28 protein-coding genes and 1 tRNA gene are annotated in these 22,867 nt (G+C 43.0%); 14 read left to right on the forward strand and 15 right to left on the reverse strand.

Annotated elements, in window-relative coordinates; all coding sequences use genetic code 11:
• Positions 1-16 precede the first annotated feature (16 nt).
• A complete protein-coding gene (gene trpC, locus HZC34_01150) occupies positions 17-796 on the forward strand; it encodes an indole-3-glycerol phosphate synthase TrpC (GenBank protein ID MBI5700437.1) in 780 nt (259 codons plus the stop codon).
• Positions 797-994: 198 nt separating this feature from the next.
• Here the strand turns inward: trpC and HZC34_01155 are convergent, their stop codons facing one another.
• Positions 995-2,188 carry a hypothetical protein gene (locus HZC34_01155; GenBank protein MBI5700438.1) on the reverse strand — a complete coding sequence of 398 codons (1,194 nt, stop codon included), beginning with the start codon at positions 2,186-2,188 and terminating at the stop codon, positions 995-997.
• An 85-nt stretch (positions 2,189-2,273) separates the two neighbouring features.
• Between HZC34_01155 and HZC34_01160 the strand changes: the two genes are divergently transcribed.
• From HZC34_01160 to ruvA, 4 genes are read left to right on the forward strand one after another with little or no spacing between them, the layout of a single operon-like run.
• Positions 2,274-3,257 carry a 6-bladed beta-propeller gene (locus HZC34_01160; GenBank protein MBI5700439.1) on the forward strand — a complete coding sequence of 328 codons (984 nt, stop codon included), beginning with the start codon at positions 2,274-2,276 and terminating at the stop codon, positions 3,255-3,257.
• 7 nt (positions 3,258-3,264) lie between these two features.
• Entirely contained in the window at positions 3,265-6,354 is a 3,090-nt protein-coding gene (locus HZC34_01165) for a hypothetical protein (GenBank protein ID MBI5700440.1), read from the forward strand.
• Between the two features lie 12 nt (positions 6,355-6,366).
• Positions 6,367-6,843: a crossover junction endodeoxyribonuclease RuvC gene (ruvC, locus tag HZC34_01170; protein MBI5700441.1), complete on the forward strand. Its 477-nt coding sequence runs from the start codon at positions 6,367-6,369 to the stop codon at positions 6,841-6,843.
• Positions 6,844-6,893: 50 nt separating this feature from the next.
• Positions 6,894-7,490 carry a Holliday junction branch migration protein RuvA gene (gene ruvA / locus HZC34_01175; protein MBI5700442.1) on the forward strand — a complete coding sequence of 199 codons (597 nt, stop codon included), beginning with the start codon at positions 6,894-6,896 and terminating at the stop codon, positions 7,488-7,490.
• Positions 7,491-7,547: 57 nt separating this feature from the next.
• Here the strand turns inward: ruvA and HZC34_01180 are convergent, their stop codons facing one another.
• The 5 genes from HZC34_01180 to mdh form a co-directional block, all read right to left on the reverse strand.
• A complete protein-coding gene (locus HZC34_01180) occupies positions 7,548-8,063 on the reverse strand; it encodes a YqeG family HAD IIIA-type phosphatase (GenBank protein MBI5700443.1) in 516 nt (171 codons plus the stop codon).
• A 77-nt stretch (positions 8,064-8,140) separates the two neighbouring features.
• Positions 8,141-8,359: a hypothetical protein gene (locus tag HZC34_01185; protein ID MBI5700444.1), complete on the reverse strand. Its 219-nt coding sequence runs from the start codon at positions 8,357-8,359 to the stop codon at positions 8,141-8,143.
• Positions 8,360-8,448: 89 nt separating this feature from the next.
• Entirely contained in the window at positions 8,449-9,009 is a 561-nt protein-coding gene (locus HZC34_01190; protein ID MBI5700445.1) for a fumarate hydratase C-terminal domain-containing protein, read from the reverse strand.
• Positions 9,010-9,017: 8 nt separating this feature from the next.
• Entirely contained in the window at positions 9,018-9,854 is an 837-nt protein-coding gene (locus HZC34_01195) for a fumarate hydratase (protein MBI5700446.1), read from the reverse strand.
• A gap of 215 nt (positions 9,855-10,069) precedes the next feature.
• A complete protein-coding gene (gene mdh, locus HZC34_01200) occupies positions 10,070-10,993 on the reverse strand; it encodes a malate dehydrogenase (GenBank protein ID MBI5700447.1) in 924 nt (307 codons plus the stop codon).
• Between the two features lie 140 nt (positions 10,994-11,133).
• Here mdh and HZC34_01205 point away from each other — a divergent pair, with 140 nt between their 5' ends.
• The 4 genes from HZC34_01205 to HZC34_01220 all read left to right on the forward strand — a co-directional run bounded on the left by HZC34_01205 (position 11,134) and on the right by HZC34_01220 (position 13,031).
• A complete protein-coding gene (locus HZC34_01205) occupies positions 11,134-12,267 on the forward strand; it encodes an ATP-binding protein (GenBank protein ID MBI5700448.1) in 1,134 nt (377 codons plus the stop codon).
• Positions 12,268-12,445: 178 nt separating this feature from the next.
• On the forward strand, positions 12,446-12,619 hold the full coding sequence (locus HZC34_01210; GenBank protein MBI5700449.1) for a hypothetical protein: 174 nt from the start codon (positions 12,446-12,448) through the stop codon (positions 12,617-12,619).
• 6 nt (positions 12,620-12,625) lie between these two features.
• The gene (locus HZC34_01215) at positions 12,626-12,826 is read left to right on the forward strand and encodes a transposase (GenBank protein ID MBI5700450.1); all 201 of its coding nucleotides are present in this window, start codon (positions 12,626-12,628) and stop codon (positions 12,824-12,826) included.
• On the forward strand, positions 12,756-13,031 hold the full coding sequence (locus tag HZC34_01220) for a transposase (protein MBI5700451.1): 276 nt from the start codon (positions 12,756-12,758) through the stop codon (positions 13,029-13,031). The genes HZC34_01215 and HZC34_01220 overlap by 71 nt, the downstream gene beginning before the upstream one ends.
• 242 nt (positions 13,032-13,273) lie before the next feature.
• Here the strand turns inward: HZC34_01220 and HZC34_01225 are convergent, their stop codons facing one another.
• The 3 genes from HZC34_01225 to HZC34_01235 form a co-directional block, all read right to left on the reverse strand.
• Positions 13,274-13,855 carry an SUMF1/EgtB/PvdO family nonheme iron enzyme gene (locus tag HZC34_01225; protein ID MBI5700452.1) on the reverse strand — a complete coding sequence of 194 codons (582 nt, stop codon included), beginning with the start codon at positions 13,853-13,855 and terminating at the stop codon, positions 13,274-13,276.
• Positions 13,856-14,132: 277 nt separating this feature from the next.
• Positions 14,133-14,564: a DUF86 domain-containing protein gene (locus tag HZC34_01230; GenBank protein MBI5700453.1), complete on the reverse strand. Its 432-nt coding sequence runs from the start codon at positions 14,562-14,564 to the stop codon at positions 14,133-14,135.
• Between the two features lies 1 nt (position 14,565).
• Complete coding sequence (locus HZC34_01235) at positions 14,566-15,000, reverse strand: nucleotidyltransferase domain-containing protein (protein ID MBI5700454.1); 435 nt, start codon at positions 14,998-15,000, stop codon at positions 14,566-14,568.
• A gap of 446 nt (positions 15,001-15,446) precedes the next feature.
• Between HZC34_01235 and HZC34_01240 the strand changes: the two genes are divergently transcribed.
• Positions 15,447-15,638, forward strand: coding sequence for a hypothetical protein (locus HZC34_01240; protein ID MBI5700455.1), 192 nt, complete (start codon positions 15,447-15,449; stop codon positions 15,636-15,638).
• 124 nt (positions 15,639-15,762) lie between these two features.
• On the opposite strand, the gene rsmA is transcribed toward HZC34_01240, so the two are convergent.
• The 5 genes from rsmA to HZC34_01265 are packed head-to-tail and all read right to left on the reverse strand — an operon-like array spanning position 15,763 to position 20,653.
• On the reverse strand, positions 15,763-16,551 hold the full coding sequence (gene rsmA / locus HZC34_01245) for a ribosomal RNA small subunit methyltransferase A (GenBank protein MBI5700456.1): 789 nt from the start codon (positions 16,549-16,551) through the stop codon (positions 15,763-15,765).
• Positions 16,552-16,575: 24 nt separating this feature from the next.
• Positions 16,576-17,574, reverse strand: a complete 999-nt coding sequence (gene pdxA / locus HZC34_01250) for a 4-hydroxythreonine-4-phosphate dehydrogenase PdxA (GenBank protein MBI5700457.1) — start codon at positions 17,572-17,574, stop codon at positions 16,576-16,578.
• A 7-nt stretch (positions 17,575-17,581) separates the two neighbouring features.
• Positions 17,582-18,778, reverse strand: a complete 1,197-nt coding sequence (locus HZC34_01255) for an LL-diaminopimelate aminotransferase (GenBank protein MBI5700458.1) — start codon at positions 18,776-18,778, stop codon at positions 17,582-17,584.
• Complete coding sequence (lipA, locus tag HZC34_01260; GenBank protein MBI5700459.1) at positions 18,727-19,593, reverse strand: lipoyl synthase; 867 nt, start codon at positions 19,591-19,593, stop codon at positions 18,727-18,729. Before lipA ends, HZC34_01255 begins: the two co-directional genes overlap by 52 nt.
• 4 nt (positions 19,594-19,597) lie before the next feature.
• Positions 19,598-20,653 (reverse strand): type IV pilus twitching motility protein PilT, encoded by a 1,056-nt coding sequence (locus HZC34_01265; protein MBI5700460.1) that lies wholly within the window; start codon positions 20,651-20,653, stop codon positions 19,598-19,600.
• A 39-nt stretch (positions 20,654-20,692) separates the two neighbouring features.
• On the opposite strand from HZC34_01265, the gene HZC34_01270 reads away from it, so the two are divergent.
• The 4 genes from HZC34_01270 to HZC34_01285 all read left to right on the forward strand — a co-directional run bounded on the left by HZC34_01270 (position 20,693) and on the right by HZC34_01285 (position 22,573).
• Positions 20,693-21,481 carry a prepilin peptidase gene (locus HZC34_01270; protein MBI5700461.1) on the forward strand — a complete coding sequence of 263 codons (789 nt, stop codon included), beginning with the start codon at positions 20,693-20,695 and terminating at the stop codon, positions 21,479-21,481.
• A gap of 25 nt (positions 21,482-21,506) precedes the next feature.
• Positions 21,507-21,767: a septum formation initiator family protein gene (locus HZC34_01275; GenBank protein MBI5700462.1), complete on the forward strand. Its 261-nt coding sequence runs from the start codon at positions 21,507-21,509 to the stop codon at positions 21,765-21,767.
• Complete coding sequence (locus HZC34_01280) at positions 21,758-22,177, forward strand: S1 RNA-binding domain-containing protein (GenBank protein ID MBI5700463.1); 420 nt, start codon at positions 21,758-21,760, stop codon at positions 22,175-22,177. Before HZC34_01275 ends, HZC34_01280 begins: the two co-directional genes overlap by 10 nt.
• A 311-nt stretch (positions 22,178-22,488) precedes the next feature.
• Positions 22,489-22,573 (forward strand) — tRNA-Leu (locus tag HZC34_01285).
• Between the two features lie 36 nt (positions 22,574-22,609).
• Here HZC34_01285 and HZC34_01290 read toward each other — a convergent pair.
• Positions 22,610-22,867: hypothetical protein (locus HZC34_01290; GenBank protein MBI5700464.1), on the reverse strand; the 258-nt coding region annotated here is incomplete at its 5' end.

Here is a 22,867-nt window from a genome sequence, read left to right on the forward strand (position 1 = left end):
CTGATATAATATGCTAATGATACTCGATGAAATCATAGAAAATAAAAAAGGCGAAGTTGCGGTATTGAAGGACCAGCTCAACAGGTTCATTAAGCTCCCAAATATAGAAGACCTGTTCCCGCCATTGCTCGATTTTGAGCCCGCAATAAGAAAGGACAAGATCAACCTTATCGCTGAAGTGAAGAAAGCTTCCCCGTCTTCGGGCGTTATAGTCGAAGATTTCGACCCGATCAAGATCGCTGAAACATATAAGAAATCCGGAGCAGCTGCTGTATCGGTAATAACTGACGCAAAATTCTTCCAGGGCATGCTCGCCTACCTGAAAAATATAAAAGAAACTCTTTCGATCCCGGTTTTACGCAAGGATTTCATTATCGATGAAGCCCAGATACTCGAATCGAGAATGGCTGGGTCAGATGCGGTTCTTCTTATTGCGCGGATATTAGATGCGAATCAGCTCAAGATGTTCCTTGAAAAAAGCGCATCCTACAAGCTGTCATCTTTAGTCGAGGTCCATGATGAAAAAGATGTTGAAAAAGCCCTTTCGGCCGATCCAAGGATTATTGGGATAAACAACCGCGATCTGGACACCCTTGAGGTGGATTTCAATACGTCATTCAATCTAGTATCAAAATATCCGGAATTAAGGTCAAAAGTATTGGTTTCCGAAAGCGGCATAAATTCCAGATCTCAAATAGATGAGCTTAAGTCCGCTGGTTTCTCCGCGGTTTTAATTGGAGAAAGCTTGCTCAAAAGCCGCGATGTCCCGCAAAAAATCAGAGAATTATTCGCATAAAAAAGGAACCCGATATTGCATCGGATCCCTTTTAGAGAATCTGAGACCAGTTAGCAACTCGGAAACCAGCGACTAAATCCCGATGTGGGAATCGGGACAAGCGTCGCGGTTTCCTCGTGGATTTTAGGAACCGCGAGCCGTGCCTACCGGCAGGCAGGGTTCACTCGCAGGTTCCTAACTAGTCTCAATCTACTAAAATTACTTGTTGATCTTTATTCCTGCTACGATAGTATCAATAACTCCGTCAATCTTTGCTTTTTCATCCGCGGAGAGCTTTTTTGTTTGGCCGGAGTTTTTATCTTCATATGACTTATCATAAATCCCATAAGCAATAACTATGTAACCCCCTTTTTGGGCAACATATATTGGCAAAGAAAAACCATCTCGAGATAATGGAAGCTGTGCCTTTTCGCCTGAAATGCCTGCAATATTTGCCGCTTGCCAGATTACCCTGAATTGAGTAGGATCGATCCCTTCTCCTACAGCTCCAAAGTAGGCAGGGTTGCCTCTACCACCCCCTCCACCAACAAAATATGACCATCCAAGATCAAGCCTTTGGTCCAGGTTTTTTCTTTCGTCGTAGCCAATAGCGCCGTCATATGCCTGATTTATATCATCTTTTATCGCATCATACAGGTTGGGGTAATCTGTAAACTTTGAAGCATCAAGGAGAAAGGCCTGCACGGTCACATCGCGCCCGTCAATTTTTCCGTACACGTAAGCTGAAAAATACTGCCTTCTTTCGCCATATCCTCCGCTAACTTTCTCATCATTGCCGCTCCACGAATCATCTGGAAATGCGATGGTAAGATTCCCTTTTGAGTCAGAAACGGAAGTCAACTTTCCTTCAATAACTGTATATTTTGGAGATTGGGCGAGAACAGTTCCCGCGTTCCATATAGGGATTGTTTCTGTTTGCCAACTTGAATTCGTTTTATCCCAATATGTATTATATTTCTCGCCTGTTTTCTTGAATATCTTTAATTGAACATCGGCTGTAATTTTATCCAGCTTCTGCTTCATCGGAACATCCACGAAATCTTTTCTTCCAAAACTTCCGCCATATGGATCTTTTATATCCTGTAAAAGATCCACGGTTATTGTATTTGAATCCTTCCAATTATCCGGAAGGTCTGGCCTGTCATAATATATTGAACCCTTTATGTCAAGATGGGAAAGCGTTAAGAATACGCTAGCCTGATCGAATTTGTAGGCGCCAAGTTTTTTTGGAAGAGTGATCTTTGCCTGAAGGGATTGTATATCCGAGCTCTTGAAACTTGACGGGGCTGGCGACCCGTTCAATAATAACGTAACCGTTCCCGCAGCATGAACCGAAGACGCCAAAACGAACCCGATTAACATCGAAAACACTAAACAAAGAAACTTTTTCATATTATCCCCCCCCGATTGAATTTTGTATATATTCTACACTAGACTTGCCCTATGTCAAGAGCAATAAATATGCTATTATTAATGTATGAAGCTTCGGCTTTATATCCTATTTTTTCTTCTATTTTCAACCTCATGCGCACATGCTATGGGGACTGCGCCGCAGATCGAATCCACTCTTGAGGCAAAAGATATATCTATCATATATGTCCAAGAATTTGGCTTCCCGGGCTCCGGCGATGCCCAGTTTTATTTTCCTCAAGACGTTTATGTGGCAACGATCGGAGACATTACAACGGGCCTTGGCAACATTTTTGTGGCCGATACCGGCAATAACAGAGTACAAAGGCTCGACAGCAACGGAACCTATGCCTACCAGTTTGGGAAGTTCGGTTTTAGCGCTTCACAGTTTAATACTCCGACAGGCATTGTCGTCGACTTCAATCATTATGTATATGTCGTGGACCAAGAAAACCATAGGATACAGAAATTTGACATAAGAGGCAACCCGCTGCTGCAATTCGGAAGCTATGGAAAACAGAATGGACAATTCATCAGGCCCGCGGGGATCGCGATCGACAGCACCGGCATATTATATGTAGCAGATTCCGGCAACGACCGGATCCAAAAATTCGACGGCAGCGGCAATTTCATAGAAACAGTCGGAGGCTTTGGATTTGGAGCCGGATTTTTTGATTTGCCCGCTGATGTTGCTGTCGACTTAAACCGCGATATTTATGTCGTGGATACGGGAAACAACAGGATACAAAAATTGGATATTTTCGGTAAACCTGTCTTTTCATTCGGGAGCGCCGGTCGCGGGGCTTCCGAATTCGACAGGCCCCGGGGTATCGCAGTTGATAATAAATATATATATGTGGCCGATTTTGGGAATAATCGGATTGAAATCTTCGACAAAAAAGGACGATATATATTAGCTTATGGCAGTCGAGGTTACAAAAGCGGGGAATTCAATGGGCCCGCGGGAATTTCGCTTGGCTCAAATGGCGAGATTTATGTCGTAGATTCCGGCAACCACAGGATTGAGCAATTTAAACTCATAAGCAAATGATGTATATATGCCTTTTTGCAGGATCGCTCTTTCGTTCCTGATCCTTATTGCAATAAGCGCCCCAAAAATATTCGCTGATGAAGATCTGCGAAGATTGCCGTTCGACCGCGAATATAAAACACAGGAATTCAGCATTAGTTTTTTCCCATCATATCCGCTTGTTGTAGGTGAAAGCACAAAGATCGCGGTCAGAACCGCTCTGAAAGCCGAAAGCATTTCCTTGTCATTTGACGGGAAGAGCGTATTAGACCTAAAAAAAGAAGAGAACGCATGGCGCGCATCTTTCAATGTTGCCGATAAAGGCGAGGAAGGTTGGCGACCCCTCTATATTTACATAAAATACCAGAAGGATATTGAAAAGTCATTTTTTGACCAGCTTCTCGAACTTGTCCGGATCTCTAACGGCAAAAAATATACTACAGAGTTTATAACAAAAAGGATATGGTATCGGGCATTTAAGTCTCAAGACAGGCCGGCATCCCAAAGGTCATCGCCTAGAGCGGAACGGTCTTTGTTTAAATCCGCTTCAAAAGAAGCCTTTGGGCTCGAGCTTTCGCCGCAAACGGAATTTATATCGCAAGAAGCGCCAAGCCTCGTAATAAAAGGCAGCCGTGTGTTTTCTTTTTCACAAAAAAGCATCGAAGGGACGAAAGAGGGATTCTTGCCTGGCATTAACCGCGAAGAATCATTGAGGATAAATGTGTCGGGCGTGATCCAAAGCGCGGAAGTAAATGCGAATTTTTTCTCGACTTCGCAGATCGGAGCGACGCAAACAGCTTCAAGAGAGGAAAATGTCAGCATTCTTTTGAAAAAAGGGCCGCTTGAAGCATATTTCGGGGACTTTTCGCCGAACATCGACGACCTTGAATTTTCAAACATCAACAAAAAGCTTTCAGGTTTGCAGGTAAAAGGCGAAAACGACCGGTTCGGGTTCAAGGCAATAGCTTCGTCCCCAAAGGGACAGCCAAAAATAAAAAGGATGTACGGCGACAATACGCAGGGGCCGTATAATCTTGGCTATTCCCCTTTGGTCGTCGATTCCGAACAAGTGTACCTGGATGGGATCATTCAAAAAAGAGGGAACGATTATGAAGTCGATTACCAGGCAGGGACAATAACATTCAAATATAAGACGATAAAGAGCATATCGATCATCGAAACTTCTTTCGACCTAAGGGATACGCCCTATCAGCATTCCACGTATGTAATAAGGGGCAAGGCCTCTCCCTCCGGCAATTTGAAGCTCGGCGCGACATATATAAATGACTCGGACCTTTTGAATAATGCGGCGGTCATCTCGCAAAATGTATCGCAGGAGCCAAAAAGCCACTACATATTCGGGGTGGACGGGACATACTCCGCAGGTGACATATTAACTATCGGCGGCGAAGCGGCATATTCTGTAAAAAAACAAAATATCCTTTCGAGCAATTCTACGGATGAAACAGGGCGAGCGGGAAAGGTCACCTTATCTTCCCAAATTGGCCCGATATCTATCGCCTCAAAATACAAAAAGATCGGGGCGCAATTCCTTCCCGCATCGGAAGCCTCGCCAAAGAAAAACCTGACGGAATATTCAAACCTTCTTTCTTTTAGGCCGAATGAATTATTATTTATCTCATCAAACGCCGACGAATCAAGATATTTGCAGGAAAATGTCAATTATAGGATCTTAAACAAAGGAATGCGGGCAAAATTGTCGTTAAAAAACCTGCCGTCCGCGGAATATACATTAAGCGACATATTGGAAAGCAACGACCCAGTGACAACACAGCCGATAGACCGGCTAACGGTCAGGAATTTCCTGGAACTTCAACACTCGCTTGGGCTTGTTAAAATGAGTTTGAAAGGCGGGAAAGAAAAAAGAACGATAACGTCCCCGTCCGAAGAAGCAACAACTTATAAGACCTTAAATGCGGCCGTATCTCTGCTTCCTCAAGACTACTTTCAGGCTGCAAGCAATTTTGAGCTTAAAGAAACAAGCCTTCCAAGCGGCCTCCGCCCTATCACCAAAACATATATCGTCAATCTATCCGCATCCCCGAAAAGGGAGTACCTTATTGCTTCAACGCTTAATTATGTGGACGATGCGCAAGCAGGCATCAGCCAATCGACCGACCTATCCTTCAAAGCCGATCCGATCTCGCAATTAAAGACAACTGGAAAATACACGGTAAGCACCCTAAAAGAAACTTTTGGCTCAACTGAAGAAGGGATAAGAAAAGAAGAAGGATCGTTCAATCTTGAATTCCGCCCCCTCGATAAATTAAGGCTGCGCTATTACAACAAACCCAATCTCAAAGTATTGAGCCGGTCGCAAGGGGTCTCTTACAACAATCAAACACAGCAAATGGAAGCCAATATATTTATTTTTTCGGAAACCATGCTTGGATATTCCCTCCAATTGAACAATGGATATAATATCGACAAGAACGATTATCCCAATTATTCAAGAAAACAAAATATGCTCGACGGCTCAACTACGATATATTCGCTAAAAACCGCTCCGTTAAAATTTATGTCCTGCGAATTTAACTATATCCTGGATAACTCCAAAGCTTTGACGCTTACATCAACAAGCGAGCCGGCCTCATACAGCACAAGCAATGCCGGCAACAAAGAATTTGACGCGATCATAAAAACATCGCTTTCCGAAGTATTGGCGATCGACGGAAGCTATATAAGAAAAACTTTGAGAAGCGGATCGGGAGAGGCAATTGATAATGCGATTTCAAGTCTTGCGCAAATAGGCAGCCTCAAGCTCATATATAATTTGAACAACTGGCTTACAATAAGCCCGTCATACGCGTATTCGCAGACAACAAATTATTTGGCATCGGCTAATAATGAGATATATTCGATCCAGCCCGGATGCGGAATAATAATTAGGATCATGGACAAATTGAGGATCGACGGTGACTTCCAATATTCAAAGTCATATGCGGGAGCTGCAGCCGAAAAAACAAATTTCTCGGTCCGAGGGCGATATGATATGTCCGACATTGTGCACATAACGGCTAGGCTTGATACCGAGATCGGGAGATCCCCCGACTATAAAACCTCGGAGTTCTCGGGAATTGTTGAGATAAACCTGTGATATAATCGCCTTATGAAAACACTCGGAATCGATCCGGGAACTGCAATAATGGGTTTTGGCTTGGTAACTGATTCCGAAAGATCGCTAAAAGCTTTGGAGTTTGGCTGCATCAGGACCACAAAAGAAAACCTCCCTCACGAAAGGTTGCGTATCCTTTACGAGAAATTGGGAAAACTCCTAAAAGAACTTCGTCCCGATTGCATCGCTATCGAACGGCTCTTTTTTGCAACAAACAGCAAAACAGCGATTTCTGTCGGGGAAGCTAGAGGAGTGGCCCTTTTGGCTGCAGCGAGAGCAAAAGTTGTTGTAGCAGAATACACCCCTCTTCAAGTAAAGCTTGCGATAACAGGTTATGGGAAAGCGGATAAAAACCAAGTCGGACAGATGGTTAAGAATCTTCTCAAGCTTGAAGAAGTCCCAAAACCGGATGATACAGCCGACGCTCTTGCCATTGCCATTTGCCACCTTCACTCATATCATATAATATAGAGAGAAGATAAGGCCCTAAAGGGCCCAGGAAGTGATTGAGGGCTAAAAAAATGATTTCACATATTGTGGGAATACTAGATCAAATAGACTTAAATTCGATAACTGTCGATGTAGCAGGTATTGGCTATAAAATATTCGCAACGACAGCTCTTATAAACGAAATAGGCTCTATAGGCGATAAAGTAAAAGTTTATACCGAACAAATTGTAAGGGAAGACTCGAATTCTCTCTATGGTTTCAGGTCAAAAGAAGAAAGAAATCTATTTAACGCCCTACTTTCAGTTTCAGGAATAGGGCCTAAGAGCGCAATGTCTATCATATCAGGACTTCCGCTCGAAAAGCTTATTTCAGCGATATCCCAGGGCGATGCAACGCTATTATCATCAATTCAAGGTGTCGGATCAAAAACGGCCCAGAGAATAATAATAGAACTCAAAGAAAAAATTGGAAAAACCTATGGGATAAAGCCATCTGAAATTGGCAAAGGTATTTCTGGTGACACGACAATGATATCGGATGCGATATCCGCTTTAATAACGCTTGGATATTCGCCGCGTGAAGCGCGCGACGCGATAATGAAGCTAAATATCGAGAACGCAAAGAGTGTTGAAGAAATAATTAAATTAGCTCTGAAAAATCTGATTTAACGAACAAACCTGCGAGTAAACCCTGCCTGCCGGCAGGCACGGCTCGCGGTTTGTTTATTACAAACTTAATTGCTTCAAAACCCAATCTTCCGCCTGGCGCATAACCTTTCTGATCCATAATTTTTCAGGATTCATCGGCCTTACCATTATTGTATACATTCGAGCCCAGTTCCCGCCCAAAATATCCATAAATAACTGGTCGCCGATCACAGCCGTCTCGGAATTTATAACGCCCAGCTCTTTCATTGCGGAATTATATGAAAACGGCAAAGGCTTCATGGCATATGTCATATAAGGGATCTTAAATGTGCTCGCCACATGCTCGACGCGTTTTTCTTTTGAGCTATTAGACATCAAATAGATCGAAAAGCCTTTATCTTTTATCCCCTCGATGAACGAGAAAAGGACAGGGGAGATTTCTAGTAGTTCTTTTGGTAGAAGTGTTTCATCAAGATCCAAAATTAATGCTTTGATCCCTTTTTTCCGAAGAGTTGTGAAGTCAACTTGATATATCGAATCCAAATATTCATTTGGTCGAAAAGTTTCGAGAAAATTTTTAAAGTATTCGTTCATACAAGGTTCCTTTATATACCAGCGGCTAAACGCCGCGGTTAAAGTTAATCAAAGTAACCGCGAAGTTCATTCGCAGGTTAATTTGATTTCTCAATTTTCAACTTCAATCTTTTAATTAATTTCTTGAAATCATGGATAAAATCGGGAGAAACCAAGAACTGCAAGAATGCTTCATTGCCTTTTGGCGGCTTCGGCGTCCTCTGTGAAAGCATGCCCTGGTATGCGTCAAAAAAAGGCGCGTAAAATACAAGGTTCTGCTTTTTTACTTTTATAAAGAATTCTTTACAGTCTTTCATATATTATAAACCTGCGAATAAATTCGCGGTTAAAATAAAATCTGTAGAATTAATTCTACAGATTTTTAGGCGGAACCGAGACTTTAGTCTCAGGTTCCGTATTTTTTTCGTCCTTCCTCAAAAAGGTCTCCGCCATTGGAATCATACGCGACAATTACCGGGAATTTCGAAACTTCGAGTTTTAAGATCGCTTCTGGCCCAAGTTCGGGGAATGCGACCATCTCCGCGCTTATAACCTTCTCGCCTAGAAGCGCCGCCACTCCACCGGTTGCGATAAAATAGACAGCCCTATATTTTTCTAAAACTTTTTTAACATCGGGATTTCTTGGCCCTTTCCCTATTGTCGCTTTTATTCCTTGTGCGAGAAGCTCTTCATGAAATTTGTCCATGCGCGATGCCGTGGTAGGCCCAATTGTTGAAACCAAACTATTTTTACCCGGCGTTGGCCCCGCATAAAATATTATTTGGCCTTTCATATCGAATGGAAGAGGTTTTTTCTTCTCTATTAGTCCAATAATTCTCATATGGGCTAGATCACGAGCAACATATAGGATCCCATTGATAAAAACCCGGTCTCCAACTTTCAGTTTTGATATTTCTTCGTCTTTTAATGGAGCTTTTATAGTTATTTCCTGCCTGCCGGCAGGCATGGCTTCGCTCATAATATTATTTCTTTATACCTATTCGCATGACAACCAAAATTCACGGCAACAGGAAGACTCGCGATGTGGCATGGCGCTGTAATTATATGGACAGCAAGCGCCGTAATGTTGCCGCCAACGCCCATAGGCCCAACACCCGTTTTGTTAATTTTTTCGAGCATTTCTTTTTCAAATTCGGCTATTTCGAATGCACTATTATGGCTTTTTACCGGACGGATCAAGGATTTTTTAGCAAGATAAGCTACCGTATCGAACGATCCGCCAATTCCAACACCTACAATTATTGGAGGGCAAGCTTTTGGCCCGTTTTCTTTGACTTTTTTTACAATAAAATCGACGATCTCTTCTTTTTTTGCGGTTGGCAGGAACATTTGCACAAAACTCGCATTCTCGGCTCCCCCGCCCTTTAGCAAAACCGTAATTTTTATTTTATCCCCCGGAACAATTTCTAAATGAATATTTGCAGGCGTGTTATCATTTGTATTAACTCTGTGGAATGGATCGGACACGATTGATTTTCGGAGATCTTTGTATCCGAGGCTAACACCCTCATTGATCGATTCGGTGATATCCCCGTCCAAAATGTGCACATCCTGGCCCAATTCAACAAAAACGCATGCCATACCTGTATCTTGGCATATTGGCAGCTTCTTATGTCTTGCGATCTCTGCGTTTTTTATAATTTCAGAAATTATTTGGCGGCCAAGCGGGGATGTCTCGTGCGCTAGATCGTGGTTCAACACTTCCTCGAGGTCTTGCGGCAGGTCATACGCCGCAAGCGAACACAAGTTCGCAACGGAAGCTTTTATTTTTGAAGCGGCAATTTCTCGCATTTAAGCACTGGTATAATTATACTCCAATTATCACGAATTTGGGTTGTCACTTATTACTCTAATTGGGAGGTCTCTAATTCCTCAAATTATCACTTATTTACATAAATCCGAATTAGAGTAAATTTGCGTTAATTCGGGGGATAAGGGTATGCCTCAATTCGAATAATTGGAGATAAGTAAATTAGTGATAATAAGTGACGCCACTCCCATTCGAGTTACACAGGCAGTTTGTTGCAAAGTTTTTTTACGGCCTTAGCCGATGTTTGGAGCTGTGATAACTCGTCAGCCGTTAGATCGAGTTTAACTATTTCTTCAATGCCATTTTTCCCGAGTTTGGCTGGAACTCCGAGATAGACATCGTTTATTCCGTATTCGTCGTTCAAGTATGCGCAAACGCCTAGGACTTTCTTACTGTCTTTAACGATCGCTTCGGTCATTTCAGCGGCGGAACTTCCTGGCGCATAATATGCGGAACCTGTTTTTAAGAGTTTAACTATTTCCGCCCCACCATCTCTCGTCCTTTGAACGATTGCATTGATCTGCTCCGGAGTTAAAACTTCCGTTAATGATTTCCCATCAACAGTTGAAAGTCTTGGGATCGGAACCATAAGATCTCCATGGCTGCCCATGACTTCCGCATAAACATCTTTAAGGTCGGCATGTAGAGCTTCAGCGATGAAGAGTTTCATTCGAGCCCCGTCCAATACAGGAGCCATACCAATTACCCTATTTGGCTTAAAGCCCGAAAGCTTTAGTGCGTAATAGGTCATGGCATCCAGTGGATTTGTGACTATTATTAAAATAGCATTCGGAGAATTTTCTTTTAATGGTTTGACTATTGAAGCTAAGATCTCGGCATTTTTTGCGATAAGATCGTCGCGGGACATTCCAGGTTTCCTCGCAAGTCCAGCTGTAATAACTACAACATCGGAGCCTTTGGTATCTTTATAATCGTTTGTGCCTTTGATATTAGCGGTGAACCCATCAACGGATCCTGCCTGCATCATATCAAGGGCTTTGCCTTGAGGGAGTCCTTCAACAACGTCAATTAATACAATATCTTTGAATCCCTTTTGGGCTAAGCGATATACGCACTGCCCTCCGACATTCCCTGCGCCGACTACAGTTATTTTTGGCATAGGTGTATTTTAGCATGGATTCCTCATATTCTGCAACAGACCCATGAATTCTATTATTATTTCCATCACTTGACAAATCAATTAAATTGCATCATTATTGGAGTCAATTATTCCATTTTTAGACCATATATGGAGGGATTATGAGCAATATTAAAAGGTCTTTCGTCCCGCCCAACCAAAGCTTCTTCTTGTTTGGCCCTCGCGGAACAGGAAAATCTACATTGGTAAAAGAATTCTTTCCCAATTCTTTTTATGTTGATTTCCTTCTTCCGGATTGGTTTAGGCGCCTAAGCTCCCGCCCGGAGGAGCTCCTTGACCTATTATCAGGAAGAATTGGATCGCAAACAGTTGTTTTGGATGAAGTGCAAAGGGTGCCGGAAGTTTTGAGCGTTATTCACAAGCTAATAGAAGAAAAAAAAGGCTTTCAATTTGTACTGACCGGCTCAAGCGCAAGAAAACTTAAAAAGGCCGGCATAAATCTTTTGGGCGGGCGCGCCCTGATGAAACATCTCCATCCCTTTACCGCACCGGAGCTAAAAACTCTTTTTAATATTGATAGCGCGATCCAATTTGGCCTGGTCCCTGTTGTTTTAGCTGGAGATAACAAAGAAGAATCTTTAAAAGCTTACATTGATCTATATATCCGAGAAGAAGTTAAAATGGAAGAATTGACAAGAAATGTCGGCAATTTCTCGAGATTTCTGGAAATTGCGAGCTTTTCACATGGTTCCATATTAAATCTTAGCAATATAGCAAGGGAATGCCAAATAGGGAGAAAAACAGTTGAAAGTTACATAGATATTATCGTGGATCTTTTGATCGCGTTCAAAGTCCCGATTTTTTCGACCAAGGCAAAAAGGGTGCTTTCGAATCATCCCAAACTGTATTTCTTTGACCCGGGCGTTTTTCGCATGCTTCGCCCCCATGGCCCGCTCGATAAAAACAGCGAACTTGCCGGCCCCGCGCTTGAAGGGCTAGTAGCGCAACAATTAAGGGCTTGGATGGACTATAAAAATATGGACGCAAAACTTTTTTTCTGGAGGACTTTATCCGGGAACGAGGTTGATTTTATTGTTTATGGAGAAAACACATTTCTAGCGATCGAGGTCAAAAACACCGCCATAATCCACCCGAAAGACACAAGCGCCCTCAAAGCTTTCGGGCAAGATTATCCTGAAGCAAAACGAATATTCTTATATAGAGGGAAAGAAACATTCACGAAGGACAATATTTTATTCCAACCTTGCGAGGAATTCTTAATAAATTTGACTTAACGCCTCCCCGACATTCACGGCACCAACTACAGTTATTTTTGGCATGGGTATAGTTTGGGACCGCTGAAAAACCCCTAAAAAGAACCTGCGACTGAAAGTCGCGGTTTCTTTTTTTTCTGCTCCAGTTCTTCCTCCAAATATGAGAAAATAAAGCAACACAATATGGAGGTGTTGTTTTATGATCAAAAAAGAGACGAATCCTTCGGTAACCTCCGTGGATGTCTGGCTCTCACACACGGAAAAGAATTGGGATAGACACTGGCTAAAGAAAGTATCCGAAAAAGTTAATTGGAATAAGTTCGGCTATCGATTCGAGAAATTATATGACGAAAATAATGGCCGGCCTGCCTGACATCCGATTATCATTTTCAAAGCGCTCCTGCTGGCGCAGTGGCACGACTTAAGCGATCGAGATTTGGAAGAAGCGCTAAACGATCGGATCAGTTTCCGAAAATTCGCCGGGCTCAAGTGGGAAGAGCAAGCGCCTGATGCTTCTACCTTTGCCGTCTTTCGGGAAAGGATCCGCCATAAAAGACGGCATTCACGACAAAGGTTTTAGAAATCGGCCATTGACCCAAGTCCAGATCGCCAGAAACAAAAGCATTTCCAAACGTCGGAGCATTGTCGAGGGTGTTTTTGGTTCTTGGAAACAATTGTATGGCTGGGTTAAGACTAAGTATTACGGCCTTGAGAAAAATTATCTTGCCGCAACTCTGACCGCACTGAGTTGGAATATGAAAAAATGGGCTTTTTCATCAGCGTAGAAAATCAAGGGCGTAGTATGTCCAGAATCAGAAATTCGAAGAAAATGCCCTGATAATCAGCAGGAAAACGGCTTCGTTGGCTTAATTTTTACCCTTTATCCATTAGACGAGAACTTTTTCGCTACTTTTTCATCACTCCCATTTTATGAATTCATAGGCCGAAGTTATTACTTTAGGTACTTCCATTCTTTCCTCTCAATTTTCCGGAAGTGTAAAAGACTAAAAGTATAAAGAGTAAATTATTATATGTCCTCGACAAGACGGACCGCATCGCTGCTACAACGATCCTCTGGACCGTTGAAGTCGCGGTAGTCGCTGCCCAGGTGACGGAGAACATAAGTATCGCCAGAATATTTAGTTTCTGTCCAAGTCCAGTTGTTTCCTGACAATTGGTCTCTAGCCTTTGACCATTCATTTTCAGTTTGAACTCTGAATTTTCTGCCGGTTTGGGCGCTCAACCATTTGGCAAATTCTCTAGCATCCAATAACCTTACATAAGTTAGGGCTGTTTCCGCGGCTTTAGGCTCATCAATAAGAGCTTTAAGCTTATCGGCGTTATGGCCGATGATTTCATATCCTTTCATCACTTGTTTGAACAAACCAACAGTAACTTCAGGCTTCATAATGCTAAGCTTCTGTGAAAGGGCGATCATTTCTGGAAGTGCTATTTGTCGAGTACCGCGCAAAGCTATAAGTTCAGCCAAATTCGATAAATCGTCTCCGGCTCTTATTCTCCTAGGATCGCCTGCTAATGTTGCTCTTTGCCTTAATGCTCCCCAGTTCCTGGTTTCCCCTGCTCTTAATTTAACTTCAAAACCTGCCATTTTATTTTCCTCCTATTTACCTTTACCTCGACATCAATTCTTGGTACAATTAGAACATAAGCTCATAACCTGCGGCTGAACGCCGCGGTTATTCGTGCTTTATGCCCTCCTGATGAGACCTCTGAAAAATCAACCCATTTTCCCATGGATTATCTTTTTCTTTTTGGCCCGCATATATATCGACAGCCCCCCCGAAAATTTTACTTTTTTGAAAATATTTTTTTTAATTGGCTTGATGGCTTGTAGCATGATGAAGCACCAATTTCAACAAGTTAGTTCAGGTCAAACTTTGGGCGTTTAATATTTTCTCGATTAATCGCAGAATTAATCCCTTTTGTTCGGAAAAAGCCTTCACGGCCTGCCATTTCAAATCAAGATAGCGGTGGGCCAGCCGGTTTCTCTGCACCGCAAGCTTTGCCAAATTTTTTTGGCTTTCAAGGTCAAATCCAAATAAATCAGCCGCTTTGCTTAGCACCTCGCTGTAATTTTCAGCAGAAATCCCTTTTTCGGCCAAAAGCGTTCCGCAAACTTCGATCAGGGCTGTTAAAACATTTTCAACCGTCCTATCAACCAACTTTTGGAGTTTTATGTCTTTTTGGTACTCTTCCCATGTTCTCGCGCCGTAGTCATTTTCATATTCTTTCATTTCGTTCGCAATAAAATGCAATGAATCCCCTACTCTTCCTTTTGCGTAAGAAAACTCCGCCATATTACACCCCTTTTAATATATTTTTAGCCGCTTCAAGCTGAAGCCGGCCGCCGAAAAGATTAAAATCTTCCATATTAAACAAGGCGGCATTGTAAAGGCCGGAATAAAGCTCTCTGTTTTTCATATACAGTGGGACGCCCAAAACAATGGCATTATAATAAAGGAAAGGCTTTCTGAAATCATTGTATATCGGTATAACATCAACTTGCTTATGGGTTTCAAGCTCTAAATCAGTTGCGATATCCGCCGCCATATCGGCGGTTTCCTTGTCGGACATTGCTCCGTTGGGAAAAACGACGGCGATGTCAATATCGGATTCCTTTTTAACAAAACCTCTTGCGAATGACCCAAAAAGAAAAGCCGAATTTATGCCGCATCTTTCAGAATTTTTCTTAAAGTACTTTTTTAGCTTGGAAAGGACCTCGAATTCTTTCATTGTAAAGATATTATACTTTAAAACCATCCATGTTTCACTATGAATTTATATTCCGAAATAAAAAATAGCCCTTATCTGCATAAAATTTTTCAAATATCCTTCAGATAATAATCTGGAAAGTTTCTATGTCGCTGTGTTCCTATGTCACTGAGTTTCTGTGTCTTAAGACACAGAAACAAAGAAGCATAGCGACAAAGAGACAAAGTGCAATTTTTTATTTTAAGGAGAAAACAATAATGTTAAGAGAACTTTTTAGCCCCCTGTTATAATTGGACTAACTGGAAAGAGAGTTTTAAGGGGGTTCAGGGAATGACGCACAGGAAATGGACGGCGGAGGAAAAAATGTCAGTTGTGCTGGAGATGTTTAGGCAGGCGCGACCGGTAACGCACGCGCAGGCGTACAAATGGCGGGATGAGGCGCTGGCCGCGCAAAACCGGGAGATCCAATTGACCACGGTGTTGGAGCCGCAGATCTCGCTCTTGTTGGTGCTCGGGTTGAAGAAGGAGGCCTTCTCGCTGTCATTTATGCAAATAGCGTTGGGAGTGCAAGGATAGCTGAATCTCGCATCAGAAATGCTTATACAATTGGCGATGAGCAAATTATACCTCCCGAATTGATCAATAAGATTATTTTGTAAAAGTGAAATTTCGGTTTGGATCTGACGATATATATGTAGAAAGATTGTTTATGCTGAGCCTGTCGAAGCAATTGCCTCTTATTTGGTTAAAAAGAGCCCGAGCCTGTTCGGGCTTTTTTGTTGCTTAAGTCTCCTTAGAAATTCTCTCAAATTCTTCTAGGCTTAAAGTCTCTGCTCTTCTTCTCGAATCGATGCCAATCTTTTCGAAATCAAGATTGTATTTTTTTAGCGTACTTCGTATCATCTTGCGGCGCTGGGAAAAAGCCGCACGCACAACTTCTTCTTTAATATCGTAACGCAAATGTTCCAATGGTTTGAGTATAAGAACCGCCGAATCTACATTAGGCGGCGGATAAAACGATCGTCTTGAAATATGAGATGCGATCTCAACATCCGCCCTGTTTTGGACAAAAACACTGAACGACCCGAACTTCTTTGTCCCGGAATTGGCGCATATTCTTTCCGCTACTTCTTTTTGCACCGTTAACACAATACGCGTCACGTGTCTCGCGTCTCGCATCTCGTTTAAAAGTTTTTCAATAATCGGAGAAGTTATATAATACGGAACATTCGCAACAACTTTAGTAAATGGGCGATCTATCAACCACTCCAAGAAATCGGCATGGACGAAATTGACATTTTGAAAATTCGATAAGACTTCTTTAGTTATCTGTATCATTTCGCGGTCAAGATCGAGCGTTGTTACATGCTTGGCTTTTGAAGCCAAAGCTTGTGTTAATACGCCAAGCCCGCACCCGATCTCTAACACATCATCATCAGGAGTAAGTTCTGCGGCAGCAACAATTCGATCTAACGCGGCTTGATCGACAAGAAAATTTTGTCCCAATCGTTTTTGAGCGTGTCGGTTGTATGCGGAAAGTAATTCTTTAGTAGTTCTTAATAAGTCGTTCATTTGACATTTGTCATTTGAAATTTGTCATTTATTCGCGCGGGCAAACGATGCCGCAACTTTTATGGCCTGTATCATACTGCCCGGGTTAGCATCCCCGCGCCCTACTATGTCAAAACCTGTCCCGTGATCGACTGATGTGCGAATAAAAGGAAGCCCCACCGTGACATTTACAGATTTGTTGAAAGACAAAAGTTTAAGAGGAATAAGGCCTTGATCGTGGTACATGGCAACTACGATATCGAAAGCTCCGGCGGATGCCAAATTAAATATTGCATCGGGAGAAATTGGGCCTCTGACATTGATCCCCATTTTTTTTGCTTCATCAACAGCGGGCTTTATTATTTTTATTTCTTCCGACCCAAAAATGCCGGCTTCGCCAGCGTGAGGATTAAGTCCTGCAACACCTATCTTGCCTTTTTTTCTTTTGGCTTTACTTAATGCGTCATTCGCCATAATAATTTTTTCCAATACGTTGGCTTTATTAATGCTTCGCGATACGGATTTCAAAGGCAAGTGTGTTGTAACGAGTATTACCCAAAGTTTGTCGGAGACGAACATCATCCCGTATTTTTTTGTCTTGGACTTTTTAGCGAATATCTCGGTATGGCCTTGGAATTTGTACCCGGCTTTGTGAATAGCTTCTTTATTTATTGGCCCAGTTGTAATGCCATCGATTTTTTTACTAAGCGCCAGCTTTGTCGCCTCTTCGATATATTGAAACGAAGCTTTTCCGCACATGGATGAAACTTCTCCCAATTTCAGCTTGTTCATATCGACATTATCGAGATCCAGCACATCGATCTGATTTCTTTGGAATTTGGCGTCTTCGATCTTTTTTATTGGATTTACGGTAACTCCCGGCAGATGTGCGATCTTTATCGCGTATTGGATCACTTTTCTGTCGCCTATAACAACGATCCTTGCAACATTTGTAATCTCGGGATTTGTGGCAGCCTTAACAGTTACCTCTGGCCCAATTCCAGATGGGTCTCCCATAGTGATCGCAATTATCGGTCTATTCATGCCTCACCTATTTGTAGGTTATATTCGCTTTTTTGATGCGTTCGAGAGCTTCTCTTATTCTGTCTTCTGATGCTACAAGCGCTATCCTCACGTATCCTTCGCCGATATCGCCGAATGCGACTCCGGGGGAAACAACTACTCCGGCCTTTTCTATGAGGTGCATCGTAAATTCGGTAGAATCAAATCCCTGCGGGACCGGTATCCAAACATAAAGTGAAGCTTGTGGCTTTTTGACGTTCCAGCCCAAGGAATTTATCCCGTCAACAAAAACATCCCTTCTTCTTTGATATGTGGCACGGACATTATCCATGTAACCGTTCTTATGGTTGAACGCGACGATCGCGGCTTTTTGTACGGCCGTGAACAGGCCGTAATCCAAATTTGTTTTGATCTTTCTTAAGCTTTCGATCAATGTTTTGTTCCCGACCGCAAATCCGCATCTCCATCCGGGCATCCCGAATGTTTTTGATGTTGTGTGGAATTCGATAGCGACATCTTTTGCCCCGGGGATCGAAAATATTGAAATGGGTTTGTTCCCTTCGAAATAAATTTCGGCGTAAGCGAAATCATGGGCCAAAATAATATTGTGCTTTTTGCAGAATGCGACCGCTTCCGCGAAAAACTCCTTTGTTGCGAGAACTCCTGTCGGGTTTGTAGGATAGCTCAATATAAGCATTTTTGCTTTCTTGATAACATGCGGCTCGATCAATTTGAAATCCGGAAGATATCCTCTATGCTCGGTTGTCGGAAGGATTATCGGTTCGCCGCCGGCTAATATCGGGCCTCTGAAATGGGCGGGATACGCGGGCATAGGGACCAATACCGCGTCCCCGGGATTTATATACGCGAATGAAAAATGGACAACGCCTTCTTTTGACCCAATAAGCGTTACAACTTCATCTTTGGGATCGATATCAATATGGTATTGCCGCTTGCACCAATGCGCGCAAGCTTCTTTGAATTCGGGAGCGCCTTCAAACGAAGGATACCGGTGGTTTTCCGGATTTGATACGGCTTCGCATAAAGCCGATACAACATCCGGCGGCGGCGGGATATCGGGGTTTCCCATGCCGAGGTCGATCAGGTCTGCGCCTTTTGCCTGCATTTCCGCTTTGATCTTATCGAGTTTCGCGAAAACATAGACCGGCAGCTTTAATAACCTTTCTGATTGTTCGGGGAGCACAAAATTTCCTCCGCTTTGTATGAACTTCTGACAAATGGCCCTGAAAATACTTTTTCAAATCCGAGTTCTCGGCCTATACGGGAATACCATTCAAATGTTTCGGGTTCGACAAATCGAGATACCGGAAAATGTTTGGATGATGGCGGAAGATATTGGCCGATCGTCACAATATCGCAAAAAACTGATCTTAAATCCCGCAAAAGAGAAATTATCTCTTCATCCGCTTCTCCCAATCCTACCATAAAACCGGACTTTGTGTAAATAGAAGGTGACAGCTTTTTGGCCATTTCAAGCAATTTTAACGACCTTATATAATCGGCTTGAGGACGGACTTTGGGATAAAGCCTGGAAATAGTTTCGACGTTATGGTTTAGGACGAACGGCTTGGCATCTAAGACTGTTTTTAACGCCGCTTCATCTCCGCAAAAATCAGGGATTAAAACCTCGATTTTGGAAACCGCGACGTTCAGTCGCAGGTTTTCAATAACTTTTGCATAATGCGCTGCGCCGCCATCCGGCAGATCATCTCTTGTGGCAGAAGTTACCACGACATATTTTAATCCGAGTTTTTTTACCGCGTCTAGAACTTTTTTGGGCTCGTCGGGATCGACTGTTTGAGGAATGCCGCCCGCTACCGCGCAAAAAGAACAATTCCTGGTACAGACGTCGCCCAATATCATAAAGGCCAAAGAATGTTTTTCAAAACACTCGCCCAAATTCGGGCAATGCGCCTCTTCGCAAACCGTATGGATAGATGGATCATTTAGAAGCGCTCGGATTTTTACAAGATTTCCGTGTTTAGATATCTTCTTCAATAAATGTGATGGGTAACGCAATAATTTACGCCAATTTCAGTTTTTTTGCCATTTCATCGGGGTTTCTGGAATTTTCGATCGCGGCCTCTTCGGAAATTAACTTTGCCCGATATAGGTCTTTTAACGCGTTATCCATGCTTACCATCCCAAACTTGCTTCCCGTTTCGATCGTCGAATACAAGTCTTGGGTTGCGGATTTGCGGATGATGTTCCTGACGGCGCCGTTCGCGGCCAAGATTTCAACGGCAGCCACAACGCCGCTCTTATCTTTTTTCTGTAAAAGTTTTTGGGCAACGACTCCCTGTATCGTAAGTGAAAGCTGCAGCCTTATCTGCGCCTGCTGCGCCGGAGGGAATACATCTATCATCCTGTCTATTGCCTGAGCGGCGTCGGGCGTGTGGAGGGTCGATATGACCAAATGTCCTGTCTCGGCGGCGGTTATCGCGGTTTGGATCGTTTCAAGGTCCCTCATTTCGCCGACAAGTATCACGTCAGGGTTCTGCCTCAACACGCGCCTCAATGCCGACGCAAAAGTTTCCGTGTCGATGCCGACCTCGCGCTGTTCTACAATGGACTTTTTATTCGCATGAATGTATTCGATCGGATCTTCTATCGTAATGATATGGCATGGCCTTGATTGGTTGATAAGGTTTATCATCGAAGCCTGGGTCGTGCTCTTTCCAGCGCCTGTAACGCCGGTTACGAGGATTAGCCCTTGGGTCAAACGGCTAAAATCCTCTACGGCTTTCGGCATCAGCAATTCCTGCAATGTTGGTATCCTCGACGATAATCTTCTTATCGCGCAAGCGGCATTTCCCCGCTCGTAATGCACATTCACGCGGAATCGGGTTTCTTTTAATTGATATGCGATATCGATCTCTTTTTCTTTCTCGAAATCGGCCTTTTGTTCTGCAGAAAGCATTTGATAAATAATTTCTTTCGCTGTTTCTTTTGTAAAAGCCGGCTGGTTTGAGCGGACAAGGTCTTTGCTTATCCTGAAAACAGGAGGATTGTTGACAGTAATTATCAAATCGGAGGCATTTTGTTTGCCCATTATCTCAAGCAAGGCATCTATTTGCATATTTGACTACCCATTAAGGCTACTATATAATTTTGGGCAATGTTTGTCAATATATTCGTCTTCACAGCCGGCCTGATAGTCGGAAGTTTTCTAAATGTGTGCATATCGCGCCTTCCTGAAGAGAAATCGGTCGCCTATCCACCGTCCCACTGTCCAAACTGCAATAAACTCATCAACTTTTACGACAACATCCCTGTTTTAAGCTATTTAATACTTGAAGGAAAATGCCGCACCTGCAAACAGCCGATTTCTTTGAGATATCCCATCGTCGAATTGCTGACTGGTTTTCTTTTTATTCTAATAAATTCATTGTTGGGATTTGGGACCTGCCTGTCCGGCAGGCAGGTTTGGGATTTGGGATTTTATTTCTACGCTTCCTTTATTTCATTTCTACTCATCTCTTTTTTCTCCGATCTTGAAACGCAAATAGTCCCGGACCAGCCGTTCTTTGTGATCATCCCGCTCGCTCTAATATATAATTTTATCTCCGGGAACATTATTTCGTCCATGCTTGGCCTTGTTTCAGGATTTTCTATACTCTATACAATAGGATTTCTTGGAAAACTATATTACAAGAAAGATGTCCTGGGCGGCGGAGATATAAAATTAGCCGCCGCATTTGGAGTAAGCCTTGGATATCAAGGCTTATTCTTAGCATTACTGCTAGGATATTTTATTGGGGCCGCATCCGCGGCAATCCTTGTCATCCTCAAGAGAAAAACAATGAAAGATTACATCCCCTTCGCTCCGGCGCTTACAACCGGCGCGCTGGTTGCCCTTTTCTGGGGTAAATTTATTATTAATTATTATATTGCCAATTTCCTTTGAACTTGGTAGAATTAATTGATAAAAGATGCGAATTAGATTTTGGGCGATGTTATTGTTTGCAATTGCCTTATTTTATTTTTTATATCTTATAAGGGAAGACATATTACAGCGCAACGGGCTTATTTCGGAGCGTACTGCGCTTCTTGCAAGGATCAGTACAATTACGCAGAAGAACGATGAATTGTCGGACACCTTGGCAAAAAACGATAAAAATTTGGAAAGATTAGCCAGAGAAAGATTAAATATGGCCAAAAAAGGAGAAATTGTTTACAAAATATGCCGCTAGATATTGGCAGTGAAGTTGAAGGAAAGGTTACTGGAGTTACAAATTACGGCGCTTTTGTCGATCTTGGCAGCGGCAATGTAGGCTTGGTCCATATAAGCCAGGTTTCTGACACTTATGTCACGGACATCAACCAGCATCTAAAAGTCGGGGACATAATTAAAGTTAAAGTCCTAGGCCTCGTAAAAGAAGGCAAATACGACCTTTCGATCAAACTTGTCGGAAAACAGGCAAACCAAGGGTTTGCTGGAAGTTTCAAGGATAAGCGCAAGAAAGACGGCGGGAAAGAGAAGCCTCAACCGGGGTCGTTTGAAGACAAGATCACCCAATTCTTAAAGACCAGCGAGGAACGCCTCTTGGACATCAAACGCAACATCGAAGGCAAACAGGGAACCGCAAAGAAAAGACGCTGATTCTCTAAGCCCGGGTGCCCGCCAAAGGCGGATAAATTGGAATTGGTAGATTTACCTGCCGCAGGCAGGCGCAAGAGGCATGTTGCTTATCGGTTGCATAAACCGTGCCAGTCTATTGCGATATTTTAATATGTATTATGTTTATGTCCTCAAAAGCTTAAAAGATTCAAAACTATATGAGACTGGTTAGGAACCTGCGAGTGAACCTCGCGGTTCCTAAAATCTACGAGGAAACCGCGACGCTTGTCCCGATTCCCACATCGGGATTTAGTCGCTGGTTTCTGAGTTGCTAACCGGTCTCATACTATGATGCCGCGGTGGCGGAATTGGTAGACGCAAGGGACTTAAAATCCCTCGGTTGCATAAACCATGCCGGTTCGATTCCGGCCCGCGGCATTAAATGTAACCTTGTTGGAATTGAAACCCTTGAAACTACGGCCAAAATCGTCCAAATGTTAGGCGTTTCAATTGATGCGTTAATGAAATAACGAATTCTATCAGATTTTTATTGATAAGATAAAAAAAATAAATAAACCGTGCCGGTTCGATCCTGCCTGCAGAAATATTAACCTTTGCGCGAACCTTTTTCCAATCGCGGAGCGATTGACTTTCCGCCAGAGGCGGACAGGCACACGCGCCGAGCGCGTGGTGGCTTGAAACCCAATCGTACGCGCGGAGCACCTGCCAACG

The organism is Candidatus Saganbacteria bacterium, from assembly GCA_016223245.1.
In the GTDB taxonomy this organism is placed as follows: Bacteria; Margulisbacteria; WOR-1; order XYC2-FULL-46-14; family XYC2-FULL-37-10; genus JACRPL01.